The sequence below is a fragment of the Streptomyces sp. NPDC051064 genome (assembly GCF_044455985.1).
Lineage (GTDB): Bacteria > Actinomycetota > Actinomycetes > Streptomycetales > Streptomycetaceae > Streptomyces.
Genome location: NZ_JBITFK010000007.1, coordinates 364,953 through 382,384, shown reverse-complemented (window position 1 = coordinate 382,384; position 17,432 = coordinate 364,953). Strand labels below are relative to the sequence as shown.

General features: G+C 70.6%; 19 protein-coding genes and 1 riboswitch. Of the genes, 10 read left to right on the top strand and 9 right to left on the bottom strand.

Features of this window, described 5'->3' with window-relative positions:
- Window positions 1-53 precede the first annotated feature (53 nt).
- The gene (locus ACIBCU_RS26165) at window positions 54-968 is read right to left on the bottom strand and encodes a LysR family transcriptional regulator (RefSeq protein ID WP_399234362.1); all 915 of its coding nucleotides are present in this window, start codon (window positions 966-968) and stop codon (window positions 54-56) included.
- Between the two features lie 72 nt (window positions 969-1,040).
- On the opposite strand from ACIBCU_RS26165, the gene ACIBCU_RS26160 reads away from it, so the two are divergent.
- On the top strand, window positions 1,041-1,682 hold the full coding sequence (locus tag ACIBCU_RS26160) for a LysE family translocator (protein WP_362927771.1): 642 nt from the start codon (window positions 1,041-1,043) through the stop codon (window positions 1,680-1,682).
- Window positions 1,683-1,700: 18 nt separating this feature from the next.
- On the opposite strand, the gene ACIBCU_RS26155 is transcribed toward ACIBCU_RS26160, so the two are convergent.
- The 3 genes from ACIBCU_RS26155 to ACIBCU_RS26145 form a co-directional block, all read right to left on the bottom strand.
- On the bottom strand, window positions 1,701-2,171 hold the full coding sequence (locus ACIBCU_RS26155; RefSeq protein ID WP_362927770.1) for a C40 family peptidase: 471 nt from the start codon (window positions 2,169-2,171) through the stop codon (window positions 1,701-1,703).
- A 3-nt stretch (window positions 2,172-2,174) separates the two neighbouring features.
- Window positions 2,175-2,371, bottom strand: a riboswitch (cyclic di-AMP (ydaO/yuaA leader).
- Window positions 2,372-2,711: 340 nt separating this feature from the next.
- Window positions 2,712-3,020 (bottom strand): hypothetical protein, encoded by a 309-nt coding sequence (locus ACIBCU_RS26150; protein ID WP_362927769.1) that lies wholly within the window; start codon window positions 3,018-3,020, stop codon window positions 2,712-2,714.
- A 7-nt stretch (window positions 3,021-3,027) separates the two neighbouring features.
- A complete protein-coding gene (locus tag ACIBCU_RS26145; RefSeq protein ID WP_362927768.1) occupies window positions 3,028-3,663 on the bottom strand; it encodes an ATP-dependent Clp protease proteolytic subunit in 636 nt (211 codons plus the stop codon).
- A gap of 79 nt (window positions 3,664-3,742) precedes the next feature.
- Between ACIBCU_RS26145 and ACIBCU_RS26140 the strand changes: the two genes are divergently transcribed.
- Window positions 3,743-4,042, top strand: coding sequence for a type II toxin-antitoxin system Phd/YefM family antitoxin (locus ACIBCU_RS26140; protein WP_362927767.1), 300 nt, complete (start codon window positions 3,743-3,745; stop codon window positions 4,040-4,042).
- Between the two features lie 99 nt (window positions 4,043-4,141).
- On the opposite strand, the gene ACIBCU_RS26135 is transcribed toward ACIBCU_RS26140, so the two are convergent.
- Entirely contained in the window at window positions 4,142-5,137 is a 996-nt protein-coding gene (locus tag ACIBCU_RS26135; protein ID WP_399234359.1) for an ABC transporter permease, read from the bottom strand.
- Between the two features lie 110 nt (window positions 5,138-5,247).
- Here ACIBCU_RS26135 and ACIBCU_RS26130 point away from each other — a divergent pair, with 110 nt between their 5' ends.
- The 8 genes from ACIBCU_RS26130 (at window position 5,248) to ACIBCU_RS26095 (ending at window position 12,269) form a co-directional block, all read left to right on the top strand.
- On the top strand, window positions 5,248-5,868 hold the full coding sequence (locus tag ACIBCU_RS26130; protein ID WP_399234357.1) for a TetR/AcrR family transcriptional regulator: 621 nt from the start codon (window positions 5,248-5,250) through the stop codon (window positions 5,866-5,868).
- A 139-nt stretch (window positions 5,869-6,007) separates the two neighbouring features.
- Window positions 6,008-6,310 (top strand): urease subunit gamma, encoded by a 303-nt coding sequence (locus tag ACIBCU_RS26125; protein ID WP_104790628.1) that lies wholly within the window; start codon window positions 6,008-6,010, stop codon window positions 6,308-6,310.
- Between the two features lie 14 nt (window positions 6,311-6,324).
- Window positions 6,325-6,636 carry an urease subunit beta gene (locus tag ACIBCU_RS26120; protein WP_362927764.1) on the top strand — a complete coding sequence of 104 codons (312 nt, stop codon included), beginning with the start codon at window positions 6,325-6,327 and terminating at the stop codon, window positions 6,634-6,636.
- A complete protein-coding gene (locus ACIBCU_RS26115; RefSeq protein WP_362927763.1) occupies window positions 6,629-8,350 on the top strand; it encodes an urease subunit alpha in 1,722 nt (573 codons plus the stop codon). The genes ACIBCU_RS26120 and ACIBCU_RS26115 overlap by 8 nt, the downstream gene beginning before the upstream one ends.
- A gap of 17 nt (window positions 8,351-8,367) precedes the next feature.
- Entirely contained in the window at window positions 8,368-9,033 is a 666-nt protein-coding gene (locus tag ACIBCU_RS26110; protein ID WP_399234354.1) for an urease accessory protein UreF, read from the top strand.
- 44 nt (window positions 9,034-9,077) lie between these two features.
- Window positions 9,078-9,755, top strand: coding sequence for an urease accessory protein UreG (ureG, locus tag ACIBCU_RS26105; RefSeq protein ID WP_362927761.1), 678 nt, complete (start codon window positions 9,078-9,080; stop codon window positions 9,753-9,755).
- On the top strand, window positions 9,752-10,537 hold the full coding sequence (locus tag ACIBCU_RS26100) for an urease accessory protein UreD (protein ID WP_399234351.1): 786 nt from the start codon (window positions 9,752-9,754) through the stop codon (window positions 10,535-10,537). The genes ureG and ACIBCU_RS26100 overlap by 4 nt, the downstream gene beginning before the upstream one ends.
- 154 nt (window positions 10,538-10,691) lie before the next feature.
- On the top strand, window positions 10,692-12,269 hold the full coding sequence (locus tag ACIBCU_RS26095; RefSeq protein WP_399234349.1) for an alpha/beta hydrolase: 1,578 nt from the start codon (window positions 10,692-10,694) through the stop codon (window positions 12,267-12,269).
- Window positions 12,270-12,347: 78 nt separating this feature from the next.
- Here the strand turns inward: ACIBCU_RS26095 and ACIBCU_RS26090 are convergent, their stop codons facing one another.
- From ACIBCU_RS26090 to ACIBCU_RS26075, 4 genes are all read right to left on the bottom strand, one after another.
- Window positions 12,348-13,397 carry an NAD-dependent epimerase/dehydratase family protein gene (locus ACIBCU_RS26090; RefSeq protein ID WP_399234347.1) on the bottom strand — a complete coding sequence of 350 codons (1,050 nt, stop codon included), beginning with the start codon at window positions 13,395-13,397 and terminating at the stop codon, window positions 12,348-12,350.
- A gap of 65 nt (window positions 13,398-13,462) precedes the next feature.
- Complete coding sequence (locus ACIBCU_RS26085) at window positions 13,463-14,173, bottom strand: lysophospholipid acyltransferase family protein (RefSeq protein WP_399234345.1); 711 nt, start codon at window positions 14,171-14,173, stop codon at window positions 13,463-13,465.
- Window positions 14,174-14,541: 368 nt separating this feature from the next.
- On the bottom strand, window positions 14,542-16,122 hold the full coding sequence (locus tag ACIBCU_RS26080) for an AbgT family transporter (RefSeq protein ID WP_362927757.1): 1,581 nt from the start codon (window positions 16,120-16,122) through the stop codon (window positions 14,542-14,544).
- Window positions 16,119-17,429 carry an amidohydrolase family protein gene (locus tag ACIBCU_RS26075; protein ID WP_362927756.1) on the bottom strand — a complete coding sequence of 437 codons (1,311 nt, stop codon included), beginning with the start codon at window positions 17,427-17,429 and terminating at the stop codon, window positions 16,119-16,121. The genes ACIBCU_RS26080 and ACIBCU_RS26075 overlap by 4 nt, the downstream gene beginning before the upstream one ends.
- Between the last annotated feature and the right edge of the window lie 3 nt (window positions 17,430-17,432).

Sequence of the window (17,432 nt, the reverse complement as noted above, 5' to 3'; positions counted from 1 at the left end):
GCCCCCGTGCGGTGCGGGCCGTGCGGTGCGGGCCGTGTGCCGCGGGGCCGTCCTCACACCGCGGAGGCCCGGCCGAAGCCGCTGCGCAGCAGGGCCGTCAGCGTCGTCGCGGCCGCGGTGTTCCGGTCCCCCCGGTGCACCACGGAGATCGTCCGCCGGAAGGCGGCGGGTTCCAGGCGCCGGACGGCGAGCGGTGCAGGGGACATCGCGGCCACCATCTCCGGCACCACCGCCACGCCGATCCCTGCGCTGACCAGGGCGCACACCAGCGCGTAGCCGGGCGACTCGCACACCACGGCGGGGGTGGCCCCCGCCTCCGCCAGCGCACGCTCCACCCCGCGACGCGGCGGATGGTCGGGTGCGCTGCTGATCAGCGGCCGGCCCGCGAGTTCGGCCACGGGCAGCGGGCCGCTGCCCTCGGACAGCATCTGCCCGAGCGCGGTGACCAGCACCAGCTCCTCGACGAGCAGCGGCTCGGCGGACACCCCCGCCGGGAGCGGATCGGCGGCCGCGGGTTCGTACGCGTGGGTCAGCGCCAGGTCCACGTCGCCGGCCGCCACGGCGGCGACGCCGGCGGGCGGCTCGTAGTCCGTGACGGCCAGTTCCACGTCTGGGTGGGCGCGCCGGAACGCGGTGAGTACCGGCGGCAGCAGATGGATCCCGGCCGTCACGAACGTGCCGACCCGCAGCCGGCCGCCCGACAGCCCTGCGAGCCTGGCCAGCTCGTGCCGCGCCTGGTCCATCTCGTCCAGGATGCGTCTCGCCCGCCCTGCCAGCAGCTCACCGGCGGCCGTCAGCCGTGCCCCGCGGTGGTGGCGGACGAGGAGGGCGGCTCCGGTCTCCTTCTCCAGCTTGGCCAGCTGCTGCGAGAGGGCGGGCGCGGTGTAACCCAGCCGCGCCGCTGCACGCGTGATCGATCCAGCCTCGGACACCGCCACCAGCGCGGCCAGCCGTGTCGGGTCGTACATTAAGCGTTCCTTTTGGCAGACCCAGAAGATTGCAAGTACATGCTAAGGGCTGCGATCGGTCAGGGTGGACCCATGGACGCACAACTGCTCGCCTTCGTCGCCGTGGCCGCGGGAATGGTGGCCCTTCCCGGCGCCGACTTCACCGTGGTCGTACGCAACGCGCTCGCATCCCGGCGGTCCGGGCTCGCCACCGCCGTGGGGGTCGCCGGAGGGCTTGTGGTGCACACCGCGCTGGCCGCGGCCGGACTCGCCGCCGTGCTTGTGACGATGCCCGCCCTGTTCCGTACCGTTCAGCTGCTCGGCGGCGCGTACGTGCTCTACCTCGGGCTCAGCGGCCTGTACGCGATGTGCCGGCGGGTCACCACCGGAACCGCCGCCGAGGAGGAGAGCGAGGGCAGGACGCTGTCGGGGGCCGGAAGGTCACTGCGCCAGGGTTTCCTGACCAACGCCCTCAACCCGAAGGCGCCCGTGCTCTTCCTCAGCCTGCTGCCCCAGTTCGTCCCCGAGGGGCAGCCACCGCTGCCCAGGACACTGCTGCTGGCCTCGGTGGTCGTCCTGCTCGCGCTCGTCTGGTTCCCGGCCGTCGCCCTGCTGGTGGATCGCCTGGGCCGGTGGCTGCGCCGGCCGCGTGCCACCCGGGTGATCGAGGGTGGCAGCGGCACGGCGCTCACCGCGTTGGGACTCGTGCTGGTGACGGGCCCCCTGCTGCACTGAACGGAGAAGGGAGGGACCTCAGCGGACCCTCCCGTACAGAACGTTGCCGGACCAGATCTTCTCCAGCCGGACCACGGCGCCGGTCTTCGGTGAATGCCAGATCTTCCCGCTGCCGGCGTAGATGCCGACGTGGTACACACTGCGGCCCGCGTGGAAGAAGACCAGGTCGCCGCGTTTCCGCTGCGACCTGGAGATATGGCGGGTCTTGTTGTACTGCTGCTGAGCCGTGCGGGGCAGTTTCTTGCCGGCCTTCTTGAACGAGTAGAGCGTGAGCCCTGAGCAGTCGAACCTGTGGGGGCCCGTGGCGCCCCATCTGTAGGGCGCGCCCTTCTTCGAGGCCGCGATCTTGAGTGCCGTCGTCGAGTGGGCGGCGGCCTCGGCGTCGTTCACGAGACCAGGGGCCATCATGGTGGTGCCTACGGCGAATGTCAGAACCGAGGCCGTACCGACCCGGGCGAACAGAGACGGGACATGAACCTGCGCAGTCATGCGCAACCCTTCGTCAGCCGCCTGTGAAGGATGACCTGTCGGGTTCGGGCTGGCGAAGTTGCCCGGCCGCGCGAAGCGGCTTCACCCCGAGGGCCGTCCGGAATTCCGGTCGGCCCGTTGTGCTCGGGTCCTCCACTCCTGCCGATCCACTCCTGTCGACCAGGCATCCGGACGGCGGCAGGACTCGGCGTCCGCCCGGACCGCCCCGCCGCGGTGGCGGGGGCTTGTCGTCCCAGGGATCTTTACGCACGCGCCGCCGGATTTCCTCGCTGAAGTGGCGATATGTGAGAGTCGTCACGAATGATCCGATCGGGTGGACGCGGCCGGCCCGGAGTCGGGGCGGCCGCACCGGACCAGCCGCGCACCAGCGGCGGAACAACGGATTCCGTTCAGTGTCCGCGACTGTCGCGCAAGTTGACCTGTCCTTCGGGCGGGGGACCTTCTACTCCGATCGAGCGAGGAAAACTCGTCAGGCGGCCGGGCGTGTCGAAAAGAGGCGCCGAAAGGCGGGTGCGGCGGCCGAGTCGGGCGCCGGGGTGCTCAACTCGACGGCGCGGGAGGCACGGCGACCCGCCCGGCGCGACGCTCGCCGTCCAGCAGCCGCAGTGCCCTGGCCAGAGTGTCCGCGTGGATCTGTGACTCGCCCCGCTCGTGCATCAGCACGAGTGCGTCGCGGAGGGCGGTGGCCCGGGACGCGAGAGCCTGAGCCGCCCGGAGCGCCCCGTACGTGTCGCTGCCGCGGGCGGGGTTGATGCGGCCGAGCTGATCGAGCACCTCCAGGTAGCAGTCGATGAACTCGGACTCGGCGCGTGTCAGGGCGGGGAGGGGCGGGAACTGGGGTGAGAGCATCGGGCGTTCACCTCGCGGGATGCGGCGGCTGGGACGGTGTGCGGTTCTCCACGACGTGGTCCACCAGTCCGAACGCCAGGGCGGCCGGGGCGTCGAGGATGGTGTCCCGTTCGATGTCTGCGCTGATCTCCCGTGTGGAACGCCCTGTGTGACGGGCCAGCATGGCCGTGAGCATCGCGCGCTCGCGCTCCAACTCGCGGGCCTGGATCTCGAGATCGGAGGGCTGGCCCTGCACCGGCTCTTCCAGGGCGGGTTGCTGAATGACTACCCGCGCGCCCGGCAGGGCATGTCGGCGTCCGGGGGCGCCGGCCGCGAGCAGTACCGCCGCACTCGAACCCGCCTGTCCGAGGCAGAAGGTCTCCACCTCGCAGGCCAGGAAGCGCATGGTGTCGTAGATCGCGGTCATGGCGTTGAAGGAGCCGCCGGGCGAGTTGATGTAGAGGGACAGGGGCCGGTCGGGGTCCGCGTGCTCCAGATACATGAACTGTGCGATCAGGTCGGTCGCCGCGGTGTCGTCGACCGGCGTGCCGAGGAAGACGATCCGCTCGGACAGCAGCTTCGAGTACGGATCCATGCTTCGGGAACCGTAGGCGGTGCGCTCGGTGAACTCGGGCAGTACGTAGCGGGCGGCGGGACGGAACATGGCGATGCCTCTCCTCGGACCACAGCGAATCGCAGTACGTAAAAAATGTACAGGACGTACAGGAGGTTAAGATGGGGGTATGGCCTACGAGATTCCGGTGACGCAAGCCCGGGCGGAGCTCGCCGAACTGATCAACCGCGTTGTCTACGGGGGTGAACGGGTCGTGGTGACGCGGCACGGAAAGCCCCTGGTAGCCCTGGTTTCGGCCGCTGATCTGGAACGACTCGAGAGCGGTGAGGCGGCGGCGCAGGAGGTGGCGGCCGAGGAGCAGGTGATCAGTTCGGTCTCTTCGTTCCGCTCCGTGTCGTCTGCTCAAGGCGAACAGCACCGTTTCGGGCTCGCGGCGGAGCACCGCGGCCACGACGACCGGGACCGCTGAAGCCCTCCATGGGGCCCCGCGCCCCTGTCTGCCGCCGAACCGCGAAAAACCGAGCCCCCGCCTGTCCTGGCGGGGGCTCGGCTCGTCCGGGGGTGTCCGTCAGTCCGTGAGGACCGGTTCCCGGCGCCGGCCGGGGAGTTCGGCAGGGCTGCCCGCTTCCGGCTGCCGACGGCCGCCGATCAGTACGGCTGCAAGGCCCAGTACGGCCCAGACCGTCAGGGTCAGCACGGCCCCGCCCGCCGCGGCGCCGTCGAAGAAGGCCGCCGACCTCAGCAGTGAGCCACCCGCGCCCGGCGGGAGCCACTGGCCGATCGCGCCGACCGGTTCGGGGAGCAGTTCAGGTGCGCTCGTGACGCCCGAGAAGGCATTGCCGAGCAGCACCATCAGCAGCGCGCCCACGCCGATGCCCTTCGAGCCGAACAGTGCCGCCAGCCCTCCGACACCGGCGCAGATGGCCAGCACGGTGAGTCCGACGACGCCGGCTTCCGTCCACCAGTCACCCGCCACCACGCCCAGCCAGCTGTGGGCGACGGCCGTGGCGGCGATGCCCACCAGTCCCGCCGCGCCGACCAGGGTCACGGCCGCCCTGGCGCCGCGCAGCCCCATGACGGTCACCATCGCCCCCGCGGCGACACCGGCGAGTGCCAGCGGGAGGATGCTCGCGCCGAGCGCCGCGCCGCGTGGATCCGTCTCGGGTGCGGCGACGATGTCCGTGACCGGTACGGCCGTTCCCGATGGAGCCGCCGCCTTGGCCGCCTCGGTCAGCAGCTGGGAGACGACGGGGCTCGCCGCCGAGGCGGTGAGCAGCCGTGGGCCCTCCTCGGTGACGACGACGGCGCCGTATACGACCCGGCCCTCGATCGCGTCGCGGGCCGCGGCCTCGTCGTCGTAACGGTGGATCTCGAAGGCTCCCGCACGCTGTTCGAACTGCTTCTGCAGCTGTTCGGCCGCCGGTGCGGGGCCCGCGACGCCCACGGGCAGATCGCGCGGGGCGATCCGGGCGGCGGGCCAGGAGAACGCCCAGAGGCTGAGTGTCACGATCAGCGGGACGAGGAGGATGACCGCGACCGCGCGACGGTTCGGCGCAGCAGGCATGACGACTGCCTCAATTCAAAGAGAAGGATCGTTCGTTTTAAGGTGTACGGCCACTGTCCTCCCCGGTCCGGACGCTTGTCAAGAAGGAACGTTCGTTTTAAATTGGCTCCATGGCACGTGTATCTCAGGAGCACCTCGACGCCCGCCGCCGGCAGATCCTCGCCGGCGCCGCGCGCTGCTTCGCCCGCAACGGCTTCCACGGCACCTCGATGCAGGACGTGCTGAAGGAGGTCGGGCTGTCGGCCGGAGCCGTCTACCGCTACTTCGCGGGAAAGGAGGACCTGATCGCGGCCATCGCCGACGAGGCGTTCCGCTCCATCCGGAGCGCCTTCGAGGAGGCTGCGGAGCTCACCACGCCCCCCACTCCCGATGTACTGCTCGGCAGAGTGCTGCGCGGGGTCTTCGAGGGACAGATGTACGGGATGGAGCGCCGCGCGTGCGCCGCGCTCATCGTCCAGGTGTGGGCCGAGACGCTGCGCAACGACCAGTTGGCGCGGACGCTCGAGGACGGCTACGCCGGCATGCGCGCGGCCTGGTCGAAGCTGGTGGACGCGTACCGCGCGGCCGGCATCATGCACTCCGACGTTCCGGCCGACGATGTCGCCCGCACCATGATCGCCACCGCTCAGGGGTTCATGGCACAGGAGGCTCTCTTCGGCGGGGTCGAACCCGCCGTCCTGGAGAACGGATTGCGGGGGCTGATGTCCATGGACCAGTCAAAGATCAGTTAACGCGCCGGAAAAACTTCCGCCCTAACGTGCAATACCTGGTCGCGGAATCCTCTTCATCGTTCAACAGAGTGTTGAAGACGAGATAGGGTCCCGCTGCGCCTGGGGCAGGTACCGGGCGGGAGACGAAGAGGGTGGAAGCGTGCAACTGACTCCGCACGAACAGGAACGCCTGCTCATCCATGTGGCGGCCGATGTCGCCGAGAAGCGCAGGGCGCGCGGACTGCGCTTGAATCACCCCGAGGCGATCGCGCTGATCACGTCGCACCTTCTGGAAGGGGCCCGCGACGGCCGGACCGTGGCCGAACTGATGGCCTCCGGAAGGAAGGTCCTCACCCGCGACGACGTCATGGACGGCATCCCCGAGATGATCCACGACGTCCAGGTGGAGGCCACGTTCCCGGACGGCACCAAGCTCGTCACCGTCCACGAGCCGATCGTCTGACGGGGGAACGGCCGATGATTCCCGGAGAGATCCTGTTCGCGGAGGGGCGGATCGCGCTCAACGAGGGGCGCCCCACCACCCGTCTCACCGTCCTCAACGCCGCTGACCGGCCCGTCCAGGTCGGCTCGCACTACCATTTCGCCGAGGCCAACCCCGGCCTGGACTTCGATCGCCGCTCCGCCCACGGGCTGCGGCTGAACATCGCCGCCGGAACCGCTGTGCGCTTCGAGCCCGGCATTCCCGTCGATGTCGAACTCGTCCCGCTCGCAGGTCTGCGCATCGTCCCCGGACTGCGCGGCGACACCGGAGGTTCCCTCGATGCCTGAGCTCAGCCGCCCCGTGTACGCCGACCTGTTCGGGCCCACCACCGGTGACCGCATCCGGCTCGCCGACACCGATCTCGTCGTCGAGATCGAGGAGGACCGCTCCGGCGGCCCCGGACGGGCCGGTGACGAGGCGGTGTTCGGCGGTGGCAAGGTGATCCGCGAATCGATGGGGCAGGCGCGGACCACCCGCGCCGAAGGGGCACCCGACACCGTCATCACCGGCGCCGTCATCATCGACCACTGGGGAGTCGTCAAGGCCGACATCGGCATCCGCGACGGCCGGATCACCGGGATCGGCAAGGCCGGCAACCCGGACACGATGGACGGCGTCCACCCCGAGCTGGTCATCGGCCCCGAGACCGAGATCATCGCTGGCAACGGCAAGTTCGTCACCGCCGGCGCCATCGACGCGCACGTCCACTTCATCTCGCCGACCCTCGTCGACCAGGCTCTCTCCTCCGGGATCACCACCCTCGTCGGCGGAGGCACGGGCCCGGCCGAGGGGACCAAGGCCACGACGATCACCCCGGGCCCCTGGCACCTTGCCCGGATGTTCGAGGCGCTCGAGGCGTACCCGGTCAACATCGGTCTGCTCGGCAAGGGCAACACGATGTCCCGGGAGGCCATGCACTCCCAACTCCGTGCGGGTGCGCTGGGGTTCAAGATCCACGAGGACTGGGGTGCGACGCCTGCAGTCATCGACGCCTGCCTGGGCGTGTGCGAGGAGACCGGCGCCCAGCTCGCCATTCACACGGACACGCTCAACGAGGCCGGGTTCGTCGCCGACACGCTGGCCGCCATCGCAGGGCGCTCCATCCACGCGTACCACACCGAAGGCGCGGGCGGCGGGCACGCTCCCGACATCATCAGCGTGGTCTCGGAGCCCTACGTCCTGCCCAGCTCCACCAACCCGACCAGGCCGCACACCGTCAACACCATCGAGGAACACCTCGACATGCTGATGGTCTGCCACCACCTCAACCCCACGGTGCCGGAGGACCTCGCCTTCGCAGAGTCCCGGATCCGGCCCTCGACCATCGCGGCCGAGGATATCCTCCACGACCTCGGGGCAATCTCGATCATCTCCTCGGACTCCCAGGCGATGGGCCGCATCGGCGAGGTGATCCTGCGTACCTGGCAGACCGCCCATGTGATGAAGCGGCGGCGCGGAGCCCTGCCGGGCGACGGTCCCGCCGACAACCACCGGGCACGTCGTTATGTCGCCAAATACACGATCAACCCGGCGGTGGCGCAAGGACTGGACCGGGAGATCGGTTCCGTCGAGACCGGAAAGCTCGCCGATCTCGTGCTGTGGGACCCGGCGTTCTTCGGTGTCAAACCGCAGACCGTGATCAAGGGGGGCCAGATCGCCTACGCGCAGATGGGCGACGCCAACGCGTCGATCCCCACCCCGCAGCCGGTCATGCCGCGCCCGATGTTCGGCGCCGTGGGCCGCGCCCCCTCGGCCAACTCCCTCAACTTCGTCTCCTCGGCCGCCGTCGAGGCCGGGCTGCCGGAACGCCTGGGGCTCGGCAAGGAGTTCGTGCCGATCACCAGCACCCGAGGGGTCACCAAGGCGGACATGCGGGAGAACGACGCCCTGCCCCGGGTCCAGGTCGACCCCGACAGCTTCGCCGTCACCATCGACGGCGATCCGGTCGAACCCGCCCCCGCCGCGGAGCTCCCCATGGCCCAGCGGTACTTCCTTTTCTGAGGGCAGGACAGCACTTCATGACGACGCGCGCAGCTCTGCTCGTGCTCGCCGACGGCCGGTTCCCCGCAGGTGGGCACGCCCACTCCGGCGGAGCCGAGCCGGCCGTCAAGGCGGGACGCATCCGGAACGCCGAGGACCTGGCGGAGTTCTGCCTGGGCCGGCTTCACACCACCGGGCTCACATCCGCCGCCCTGGCCGCCGCGGCCGCTCACGGCCAGGACCCGCTCGCCCTCGACGAGGCCGCCGACGCCCGGACGCCCTCGCCGGCACTCAGGAACGTCGCCCGCAAGCTCGGCCGGCAGCTGATGAGGGCGGCGCGAGCCACCTGGCCGAGCGCCGAACTGGCCGCGCTCGCCGAAGCCCGGCCGCGCGGCGCCCACCAGCCCGTCGTCCTCGGGCTCACGGCACGGGCAGCCGGCCTCGACCCCGCCGACGCCGCACACTGCGTCGCCTACGAAGCGGTCAGCGGCCCGGCGACAGCAGTGGTCCGTCTGCTGTCCCTGGACCCCTTCGAGGCCACCGCGGTCCTCGCCCGGCTCGCGCCCGACCTCGACCGGGTCGCCCAACAGGCCGCCGAGGCCGCCCGGCACGGCATCGACGCCCTGCCCGCCGCCTCCGCCCCGCTGCTCGACATCTCCGCCGAGGCCCACGCGGCCTGGCCCGTCCGCCTGTTCGCGTCCTGAACCCCGCGAACCTCAGCTCACCGTCCTCACCAGGAGCCGCACCCATGCATCTCGACCACGCGCACAACGGCCCGGCCGCAGTCAGCGCCGACTCCACCCGCCCCGACGGCACCCGCCGCGCGCTTCGGATCGGCCTGGGAGGACCGGTCGGATCGGGCAAGACGGCCACCGTCGCCGCCCTCTGCCGCGCACTGCGCGACCGGATCTCCATCGCCGTCGTCACCAACGACATCTACACCCGCGAGGACGCCGCCTTCCTCCTCCGCAACGCGGTGCTGCCGCCCGAACGCATCCAGGCCGTCGAGACCGGCGCCTGCCCGCACACCGCGATCCGGGACGACATCTCGGCCAACCTCGAGGCGGTCGAGGATCTGGAGGCCTCCGTGGGCCCCCTCGACCTCATCCTCGTCGAATCGGGCGGCGACAACCTCACCGCGACCTTCTCCAAGGGCCTCGTCGACGCACAGGTCTTCGTGATCGACGTCGCGGGAGGGGACGACATCCCCCGCAAGGGCGGCCCCGGTGTCACCACCGCCGACCTGCTCGTCATCAACAAGACCGACCTCGCCCCCTACGTCGGCTCCGACCTGGGCAGGATGGCCCGCGACGCCGCGGAGCAGCGCGGTGACCTCCCCGTGGTGTTCACCTCCCTGACCGGCCCCGACGGTGTCGGGCCCGTCGCCGACTGGGTGCGAGCCCGGCTCGCGGACTGGACCGCATGAGCGTCTCGGCCACAGCCCGGATCACGGCGTGCGCCGACGGACGGGGATCCACCGTGCTGCCGGTCCTCGAGAGCGAGGGCCCGCTCGCCCTGCGCCGGACCAGATCCCCGGATCCCGCGTACGCGCGGGTCACCGTGGTCGGCGCGATGAGCGCGCCCCTCGGCGGGGACCGGCTCACGATCGAGGCGCGGGCTGATGACGGCGCCCGGGTGTCCGTGGACTCCGCCGCGGCCACCGTGGCGCTCCCCGGGGCCGGCCCGGACGCCGGCGCCGCCTCGTACGACGTGCGGCTGAGCGTGGGGGAGGGGGCCGAACTCCACTGGCTCCCCGAACAGATCGTCTCCGCGCACGGCAGCGATCTCGACCTGACCACCCGGGCCGAACTCGCCGGCAGCGCCCGCCTGGTGCTCCGTGAGGAACAGATTCTGGGCAGGCACGGTGAACCCACCGGCCGGCTCTCGACGCGTCTGACCGTGCGGCGAGCCGGCCGCACGCTGCTCGACCAGCAACTGTCCTACGGGGCGGGAGCGCCAGGAGGCTGGGACGGCGCGGCCGTCCTGGCCGGCCACCGCGCCGTCGGGCAACTGCTCGTCGTCGACCCCGCCTTCGACGACGGTCTTCCCGCACCGCGGCTGCTCGGCCCCACCGCCGCGCTCACCCCGCTGGCCGGGCCCGCCGTCCTGGTGACCGCGCTCGCCGCCGACGCGCGGCTGCTGCGCGCGGTGCTGGACGAGGCGCTTGAGGGTCTGCTGAAGGAAACAAAGGCCCTTCGAGAGCCGTGAGTTCGCTCAGCGGGACAGGGGGCACCGGTTATTGGTTCGGTAAAGAAACACGCGTACGCCCTGTTCTCAGCAACCCCACAGACGAAAGGATCCTCCTGGACATGTGAACCAGCGCGCCGCCACCGGCGGCGCATCACGCAGGGGGAGGTTCCACTTGAGACGCACAGCGGTGCTCGGTTCGGCCGGCACTCTGATCGCGGGCACGCTCATAGCGGGGGCGATAGCCGCACCGGCCGCCGGTGCCGACAGCCGGCACCACGGCGACCAGGAGACGCGCGGTGTCCAGATCGCAGCGGCCCGGGCCGCGAAGGCCGGAATCGACTGGACGGACTGTCCGGCCGACTGGGCGATCGCCGCACCCATCCAGTGCGGCTGGGTGAGCGTTCCGCTCGACTACGCCAAGCCGGACGGCAAGCAGATCAAGCTCGCCGTCGACCGGCACGTCAGCACGGGCACGAAGGACGAACGCCAGGGCGCACTCGTCTACAACCCCGGAGGCCCCGGCGGCTCGGGCATGGCGTTCCCGAAGCGCATCGTCAACAAGAACCCGCTCTGGACGAAGACCGCGAAGGCGTACGACTTCGTCGGCTTCGACCCGCGCGGGGTCGGTCACTCCGCGCCGATCTCCTGTATCGATCCCCAGGAGTTCGTGAAGGCCCCGAAGGCTGATCCGGTGCCTGACAGCGAGGCCGACAAGCGGGCCCAGCGTAAGCTCGCGGCCGAGTACGCCGACGGCTGCGCCGAGCGCAGCGGCGACATGCTGCCGCACATGACGACGCCCAACACCGCACGCGACCTGGATGTCATCCGCGCCGCGCTCGGTGAGCGGAAGCTCAACTTCCTGGGTGTCTCCTACGGCACCTACCTGGGCGCGGTCTACGGCACGCTCTTCCCGTCGCACGTACGCCGTATGGTCGTCGACAGCGTGGTCAACCCGGCGAAGGACAACATCTGGTACGAGGCCAACCTCAACCAGGACATCGCCTTCCAGACGCGCTGGAACGACTGGAAGGCATGGGTCGCCGAGAACGACGCGGCCTACCACATCGGTGACACGCCCGAGAAGGTCGAGCAGGCGTGGCTGACCCTGCGCGCCGCGGCCAAGAAGAACCCGATCGGCGGCGTCCTCGGCCCCGCCGAACTCATCGGATTCTTCCAGGGCGCGCCGTACTACGACTCCGCCTGGGCGCCCACCGCCCAGGTCTGGAGCGACTACCTGGGCGGCGACACCCAGGCGCTGATCGACGCCGCGGCACCCGACCTGTCGGACACCGCGGGCAACATCAGCTCGGAGAACGGCAACGCCGTGTACACGGCGGTCGAGTGCGCGGACGCCAAGTGGCCCACCAGCTGGAAGAAGTGGGACCGCGACAACACCCGGCTGCACGAGGACCACCCGTTCATGACCTGGGCCAACGCCTGGATGAACCTGCCGTGTGCGACCTGGCCGTCCAAGCAGCAGACTCCGCTGGACGTCCGCACCGGCAAGGGCCTGCCTCCGGTACTGATCGTGCAGTCCACACGTGACGCCGCCACCCCGTACGAGGGCGCCGTCGAGCTGCACAAGCGCTTCAACGGCTCCCGCCTCATCACCGAGAAGGGCGCCGGTTCGCACGGTGTCACGGGCCTGGTCAACCCCTGCATCAACGAGCGGGTGGACACCTACCTGCTCACGGGGGAGACCGACCGGCGCGATGTGACGTGCACCCCGCACGCCACACCGACTCCGTGATCACCACCTGACGTGAGCGGGCGGCCGATGTCATCCGGCGGCCGCCTGCTCACCCCCTCGGGGCCGGTGCGGTGCCGCTCACGCTCCCCGGTCGTACCGCTCCAGCCAGGCGTCCTCCGCCGCGTAGTCGAAGAGCGCCTCGCCGTAGGTGCGGGCCATCTTCGGGAAGGCCTGCTTCCAGTCGCGTCCGTCGAGCTCTGCGACCAGCCATTCGACGGTCTGCGGCAGCGACTCGGCATACCCCGTGACCGGGCGGTAGCCCAGCTCCCGTTCGGCAGCGGCCATGTCGTACACGACGGGATGCGCACCGCTCCACGGCGTCTCCCCGATACCGCCCTCGGGCGCCGCACCCGCCACCAGCACCGTCTCGGTCTCCACACCGAGCACTTCGTCGACGGCCGCGCCGATCTCGGCGACGGTCGGTGCCTGCGGGTCCGCCGCGTTGAGCACCCGGGAAGCCGGGCGCGGAGCGGCGAGGCGTATCAGTTCGGCGATGTTGGACACATGGGCCGGATGGAAGCGGCTCGCCCCGTCGTACGCGAGGACCCGCCGCCGGCGTCCGTCCACCAGCCGCTTGACGAAATACAGCTCGCGCGGCGTCCGGCAGTGCGTCCCGTGGATCGCGCCCGCCCGGAGCAGCGTCACCGGCAACGCGTCACCGGCCGCGAGCAGTTCCTGCTCCAGCGCGATCTTCCGCGTCCCGTACGTCGCGTCCCCCGGGGGGACCGTGCGCTGTGTCTCCGGGACCGGCACGGGATACTCCGGGAAGCCGTCCGGCTCGCCCTGTGTGTCGAAACCGCGGCCCCGGTCGTCCTCGTACACCGCGCCGCTGGATATGACGACCGCGGAGCCGACCCGGCCCGCGAGCCCGGCGAGCTGCGTGGCGTGGTCCCGGCCGAAGGCGACCATGTCGACCAGGACGTCACAGCCGTCGCCCAGCGCGGCCTCCAGGGACCCCTCCTCCTCGCGGTCCACCGCGACGGTGCGGACCTCCTCGTCCCAGCCGCTGTCCCGGCCGCCCGCGCGCGAGGCCGCGATCACCTCCCAGCCGTCCTCGGCCAGAGCCCGCACCGCGGGACGGCCGATCTGTCCCGTGGCTCCCAGCACGAACGCTCGTCCTCTGCTCATGCGGGAGACGCTACGGCGGCCTCAGCGGCCGGACCAGCGGAATCGGCCCTCAGCAGATTCCCCGCTCAGCGTGGCCGACGTGGGAACTTCTTGTTCTCCTCGGCCTGCGCCGCCTTCGCCTTGACCGCGTACTCGTCGACGTACTCCTGACCGGAGAGGCCGAGAATGGCGTACATGATCTCGTCCGTGACGGCCCGGATCGCCGCCTTCTGGTCCTCCAGGCCGGCGTAGCGGGAGAAGTCCAGCGGCTCCCCGAACCGGATCGTGACCCGCTTGATGCTGGGCACCTTCTGACCGGGCGGCTGGATCTCGAACGTGCCGACCATCGCACAGGGGATGACCGGTACACCCGCCCTGATCGCCATCACCGCGACCCCCACCTTGCCCTTGTACAGCCGCCCGTCGTGCGAGCGGGTGCCCTCCGGATAGATGCCGAGCAGTTCACCCTTGCTCAGCACCCCCAGCCCCTCGCGGATGGCCGCCTGTCCGGCCTCCTTGCCGGACCGGTCCACGGGGATCTGCCCGATGCTGTGGAAGAACGCCGCGGTCAGCTTGCCCTTGATGCCGGGGCCGGTGAAGTACTCGGCCTTCGCGAGGAACGTGATGCGGCGCCGGAGGATGGCGGGCATCAGGAAGTGGTCGGAGAAGGAGAGGTGGTTGCCCGCGACGATGGCTGCGCCGTCGTCGGGAATGTGTTCCAGCCCCTCGATGCGGGGCCGGAACACCAGCCGGAGCAGGGGGCCCAGCACGACATACTTCAGGACGTAATAGAACACAGCATCTCTCCTAGCCTTCCGGACCGGGCTGTTGGCCGCGTTCTGCCAGGTCACGCACGGTGTGGTCGCTCGTGTGGCCGACTCGGCGGCGCGGCTGACGGCGGACCGGCCTCTTCCGACTGGTACCCGCTTCTCGTGGCCTCACCTGACGCCTCATCAGTCGATGGTGCGTACGGACTCCGTCACTTCTCTCCGGCGGAGATCGTAGCCCTGTTCCGGGTGTTTCCGGGAAGCCCTGAGGAACGGGGGCGAGCGGGCACCCGTCTCCTCCCCGGCCGCCGTGACGTGGCGGGAGCCCGCGGAAGGGTCCCCCGAACCGTGTCGGAGGACCCTTCCGGACGCGCCGCCCCTCGGCGCTCCCGTGCCGGTCAGTTCCGGTGGATGTCCGCACCCGGGCCGAGAGGCAGGTCGAAGCCGTAGAAGACACCAAGCGCGATCAGCCAGGCCACCAGGAAGGGAACGACGAAGACGAAGAGGCGCGAAAGGATCGTGCCCAGCTTCGCGTCGGGTTCGTAGCGCCGCAGGATGATGAGCATCAGGAAGACGTACGGGTTCAGCGGCGTGATCATCTGGGTCGCCGAGTCCCCGATACGGAACGCCGCCTGGGTGACGGCCGGTTCGAGGCCGATGAGCATGAACGCGGGTACGAAGACCGGGGCCACCAGGGACCACAGCGCCGACCCGGACGTCACGAACAGGTTCAGCAGGCAGACCAGCAGCACGAACAGGACCAGCCCCGTGAATCCCGTGAGCCCGGCCGACTCGAGGAGTGCGGCCCCCTTCACGGCCAGCAGGGTGCCTACGTTCGACCAGTCGAAGACGCCGATGACCTGGGCGATCACCAGGATCAGCACGATGTACGCGGACATGCCGGTGATCGACTCGGCCATCATCTCCGGTACGTCGCCGGCCCTGCGCACCTTGCCGGTGACCTTGCCGTAGATCACGCCCGCGATCAGGAAGGCGACGAACAGCAGAGGCACGATGCCCGTCAGCACCGGGGAGGGCACCAGCGCGCCGCCCTCTCCCCGCAGTGCCGAGTCGGGAAGGAGCCAGCAGGCGATCACCACGGCCGCGTACACCAGGACCGACAGTCCCGCGATCCGGAGTCCGCGGCGCTCCGTCGCGGTGACCTCGAGGGTGGGCCGGTAGCCGTCGTCGTCCGCAGTGCCGTCGCCGTCCGTAGGTGCCGGCTCCACGGCGGCGGGCAGGCGTGGTTCGAGGACGCGGTCGATGAGGAAGCCGCCGATGAGGGCGAGGACGATGCTCGCCGCGGCGGTGAAGAAATAGTTGATGAGGATGTGTGTCGGTGCGTCCTCCCCGCCCGGCAGGACGGCTGCGGCCTGCTCGGTGATGCCCGTGTAGAGGGCGTCCAGCGCGCCGATGGAGAAGCCCGCCGCATATCCGGCGCACACGCACGCGAACCCGCCGATCAGGCCGGCGATCGGGTTCCGGCCGGCCCCCTTGAAGACGAGCGCGGCCAGCGGCGGGATGATGAGGATCGCCACGTCGCTCATGAGGTGGCCCTGCGCGGCGACGAACGCCACCAGGTAGGGCAGCACCGCCTTCGGGGCCCGCCCGATGGAGACGCGGACGGCTGTCTCCAGCATCCCTGTGCGTTCGGCGACCCCGACGGCGGCCATCATGAGCAGCACGGTCCCCAGGGACGGGAAGCCGGTGAAGTTGGGGATGAAGTTCTCCAGCAGCCAGGTGATGCCTTCGCCGGTGAACAAGCCCTTCACTTCGAGGACTTCGTCGTCGCCCGGCACCGTCACCGTGGCTCCGGCGGCGGCCAGCGCTGTGGAGACGATGCCGAGGAGGGCGAAGAGACCGAGGAACAGCACAACGGGGTGCGGGAGTCTGTTGCCGGCCCGTTCGACGCCGCCCAGCACCTTGTCGAGCAGTGCGTTGGCCCCGGAGGCCGCGGAGGTCTCGGTACGCGAGGTCATCGGCTCCCCTCCTCCGTGTCCGGACGCCTGCCGTCCGTGAGCAGGTCCTTCCGCACGGCCCCGCGCTGCGCGACGAGGACGACGCGGGACGGGTCGGCGAGCACCGAGACATCGGCCAGCGGGTCGCCGTCGCACACCACCAGATCGGCTTCCTTGCCCGTCTCCAGGGTGCCGATGCGGTCGTCGAGGCCGAGGAGCCGGGCCGCGGTGAGCGTGCCGGCGGTGATCGCCTGGAGCGGCGTCATGCCGAGGGAGGTGAGGTGGAGCAGTTCACGCAGATTGCGGCCGTGAGGCACCATCGCCGAGTCGGTGCCCATGGCGATCTTCATCCCGTCGGCGATGGCCGCGGCTATGTTGGTGCGCGTGATGTCCGACCAGCGGAGCTTCTTCTCGTAGTGGAAGGGTTCCATGGTCGCCTTGTCGATGCCGTCGAACACCGTGGAGAGGGTCGGGACGAGGAACACGCCCTGTTCCCCCGCGAGTTCCCTGGCCTGTGCGGTCATGCCGTAACCGTGCTCGACACTGGTGACACCGCCCCGCACGGCGTTGACGATGCCGGCCGTGCCCTGCGCGTGCGCGGCGACGGGGCGGCCGCCGTGCCGGTCGGTCTCCTCCACGACCGCGCGTATCTCCTCGACGGTCAGGCCTTCGTCATCGGGCTGGTCGTACGGGCTGGACATGCCGCCGGTCGCGCAGATCTTGATCACGTCGGCCCCGGACCGCAGCAGCCTGCGTACCGCGAGCCGTACCTCGTCCGGTGTGTCGGCGACCTCTCCCATACCGGCGCTGGTGTCGAAGCCGCAGTCGGTGTGGAAGTCGGCGTGGCCGCCGGTGTGGCTGAGTATGCGCACCGCGGTGTGCAGGCGCGGTCCGGTGATCAGGCCCTGGGCGACCGCCTCCCGGAAGCCCGCGGACAGTCCGCCCAGGTCACGGGCCGTGGTGACACCGGCGTCCAGTGTGACGCGCAGCCGGGAAGCGGTGCGGAAGGCCTCCAGAGCGGGGTCCTCGGCGAAACGCCGCACCATGTGCCGCGCCGACTCGATGCCGAGGTGGACGTGGGCATCGACGAAACCGGGAAGCACGGTGCGGCCCGCGACGTCGATGGTGCGGGCACGGGGCGGCGCCGGGGGTGCGGTGGAGGTCGGCCCGGCATGGACGATCAGGCCGCGGTCGTCCACATCGACCACGGCATCGGCGACCGGCTCCGACCCGGTGCCGTCGATCAGCCGTGCACCGGTCAGGCGCAGGGACGCGGCGCCCGGCAGAACGGGGGCGGAGGGCACATGGGAGGAAAGGGGGTTACTCATGGC

What these genes read in the sequence shown, in the direction of transcription:
- ACIBCU_RS26075 (WP_362927756.1), bottom strand. Translation starts at nt 17,429, where the DNA reads ATGAGTAACCCCCTTTCCTCCCATGTGCCCTCCGCCCCCGTTCTGCCG.
- ACIBCU_RS26130 (WP_399234357.1), top strand. Translation starts at nt 5,248, where the DNA reads ATGGCACGTGTATCTCAGGAGCACCTCGACGCCCGCCGCCGGCAGATC.
- ACIBCU_RS26090 (WP_399234347.1), bottom strand. Translation starts at nt 13,397, where the DNA reads ATGAGCAGAGGACGAGCGTTCGTGCTGGGAGCCACGGGACAGATCGGC.
- ACIBCU_RS26110 (WP_399234354.1), top strand. Translation starts at nt 8,368, where the DNA reads ATGACGACGCGCGCAGCTCTGCTCGTGCTCGCCGACGGCCGGTTCCCC.
- ACIBCU_RS26145 (WP_362927768.1), bottom strand. Translation starts at nt 3,663, where the DNA reads ATGTTCCGTCCCGCCGCCCGCTACGTACTGCCCGAGTTCACCGAGCGC.
- ACIBCU_RS26155 (WP_362927770.1), bottom strand. Translation starts at nt 2,171, where the DNA reads ATGACTGCGCAGGTTCATGTCCCGTCTCTGTTCGCCCGGGTCGGTACG.
- ACIBCU_RS26165 (WP_399234362.1), bottom strand. Translation starts at nt 968, where the DNA reads ATGTACGACCCGACACGGCTGGCCGCGCTGGTGGCGGTGTCCGAGGCT.
- ACIBCU_RS26120 (WP_362927764.1), top strand. Translation starts at nt 6,325, where the DNA reads ATGATTCCCGGAGAGATCCTGTTCGCGGAGGGGCGGATCGCGCTCAAC.
- ureG (WP_362927761.1), top strand. Translation starts at nt 9,078, where the DNA reads ATGCATCTCGACCACGCGCACAACGGCCCGGCCGCAGTCAGCGCCGAC.
- ACIBCU_RS26135 (WP_399234359.1), bottom strand. Translation starts at nt 5,137, where the DNA reads ATGCCTGCTGCGCCGAACCGTCGCGCGGTCGCGGTCATCCTCCTCGTC.
- ACIBCU_RS26080 (WP_362927757.1), bottom strand. Translation starts at nt 16,122, where the DNA reads ATGACCTCGCGTACCGAGACCTCCGCGGCCTCCGGGGCCAACGCACTG.
- ACIBCU_RS26140 (WP_362927767.1), top strand. Translation starts at nt 3,743, where the DNA reads ATGGCCTACGAGATTCCGGTGACGCAAGCCCGGGCGGAGCTCGCCGAA.
- ACIBCU_RS26100 (WP_399234351.1), top strand. Translation starts at nt 9,752, where the DNA reads ATGAGCGTCTCGGCCACAGCCCGGATCACGGCGTGCGCCGACGGACGG.
- ACIBCU_RS26160 (WP_362927771.1), top strand. Translation starts at nt 1,041, where the DNA reads ATGGACGCACAACTGCTCGCCTTCGTCGCCGTGGCCGCGGGAATGGTG.
- ACIBCU_RS26115 (WP_362927763.1), top strand. Translation starts at nt 6,629, where the DNA reads ATGCCTGAGCTCAGCCGCCCCGTGTACGCCGACCTGTTCGGGCCCACC.
- ACIBCU_RS26150 (WP_362927769.1), bottom strand. Translation starts at nt 3,020, where the DNA reads ATGCTCTCACCCCAGTTCCCGCCCCTCCCCGCCCTGACACGCGCCGAG.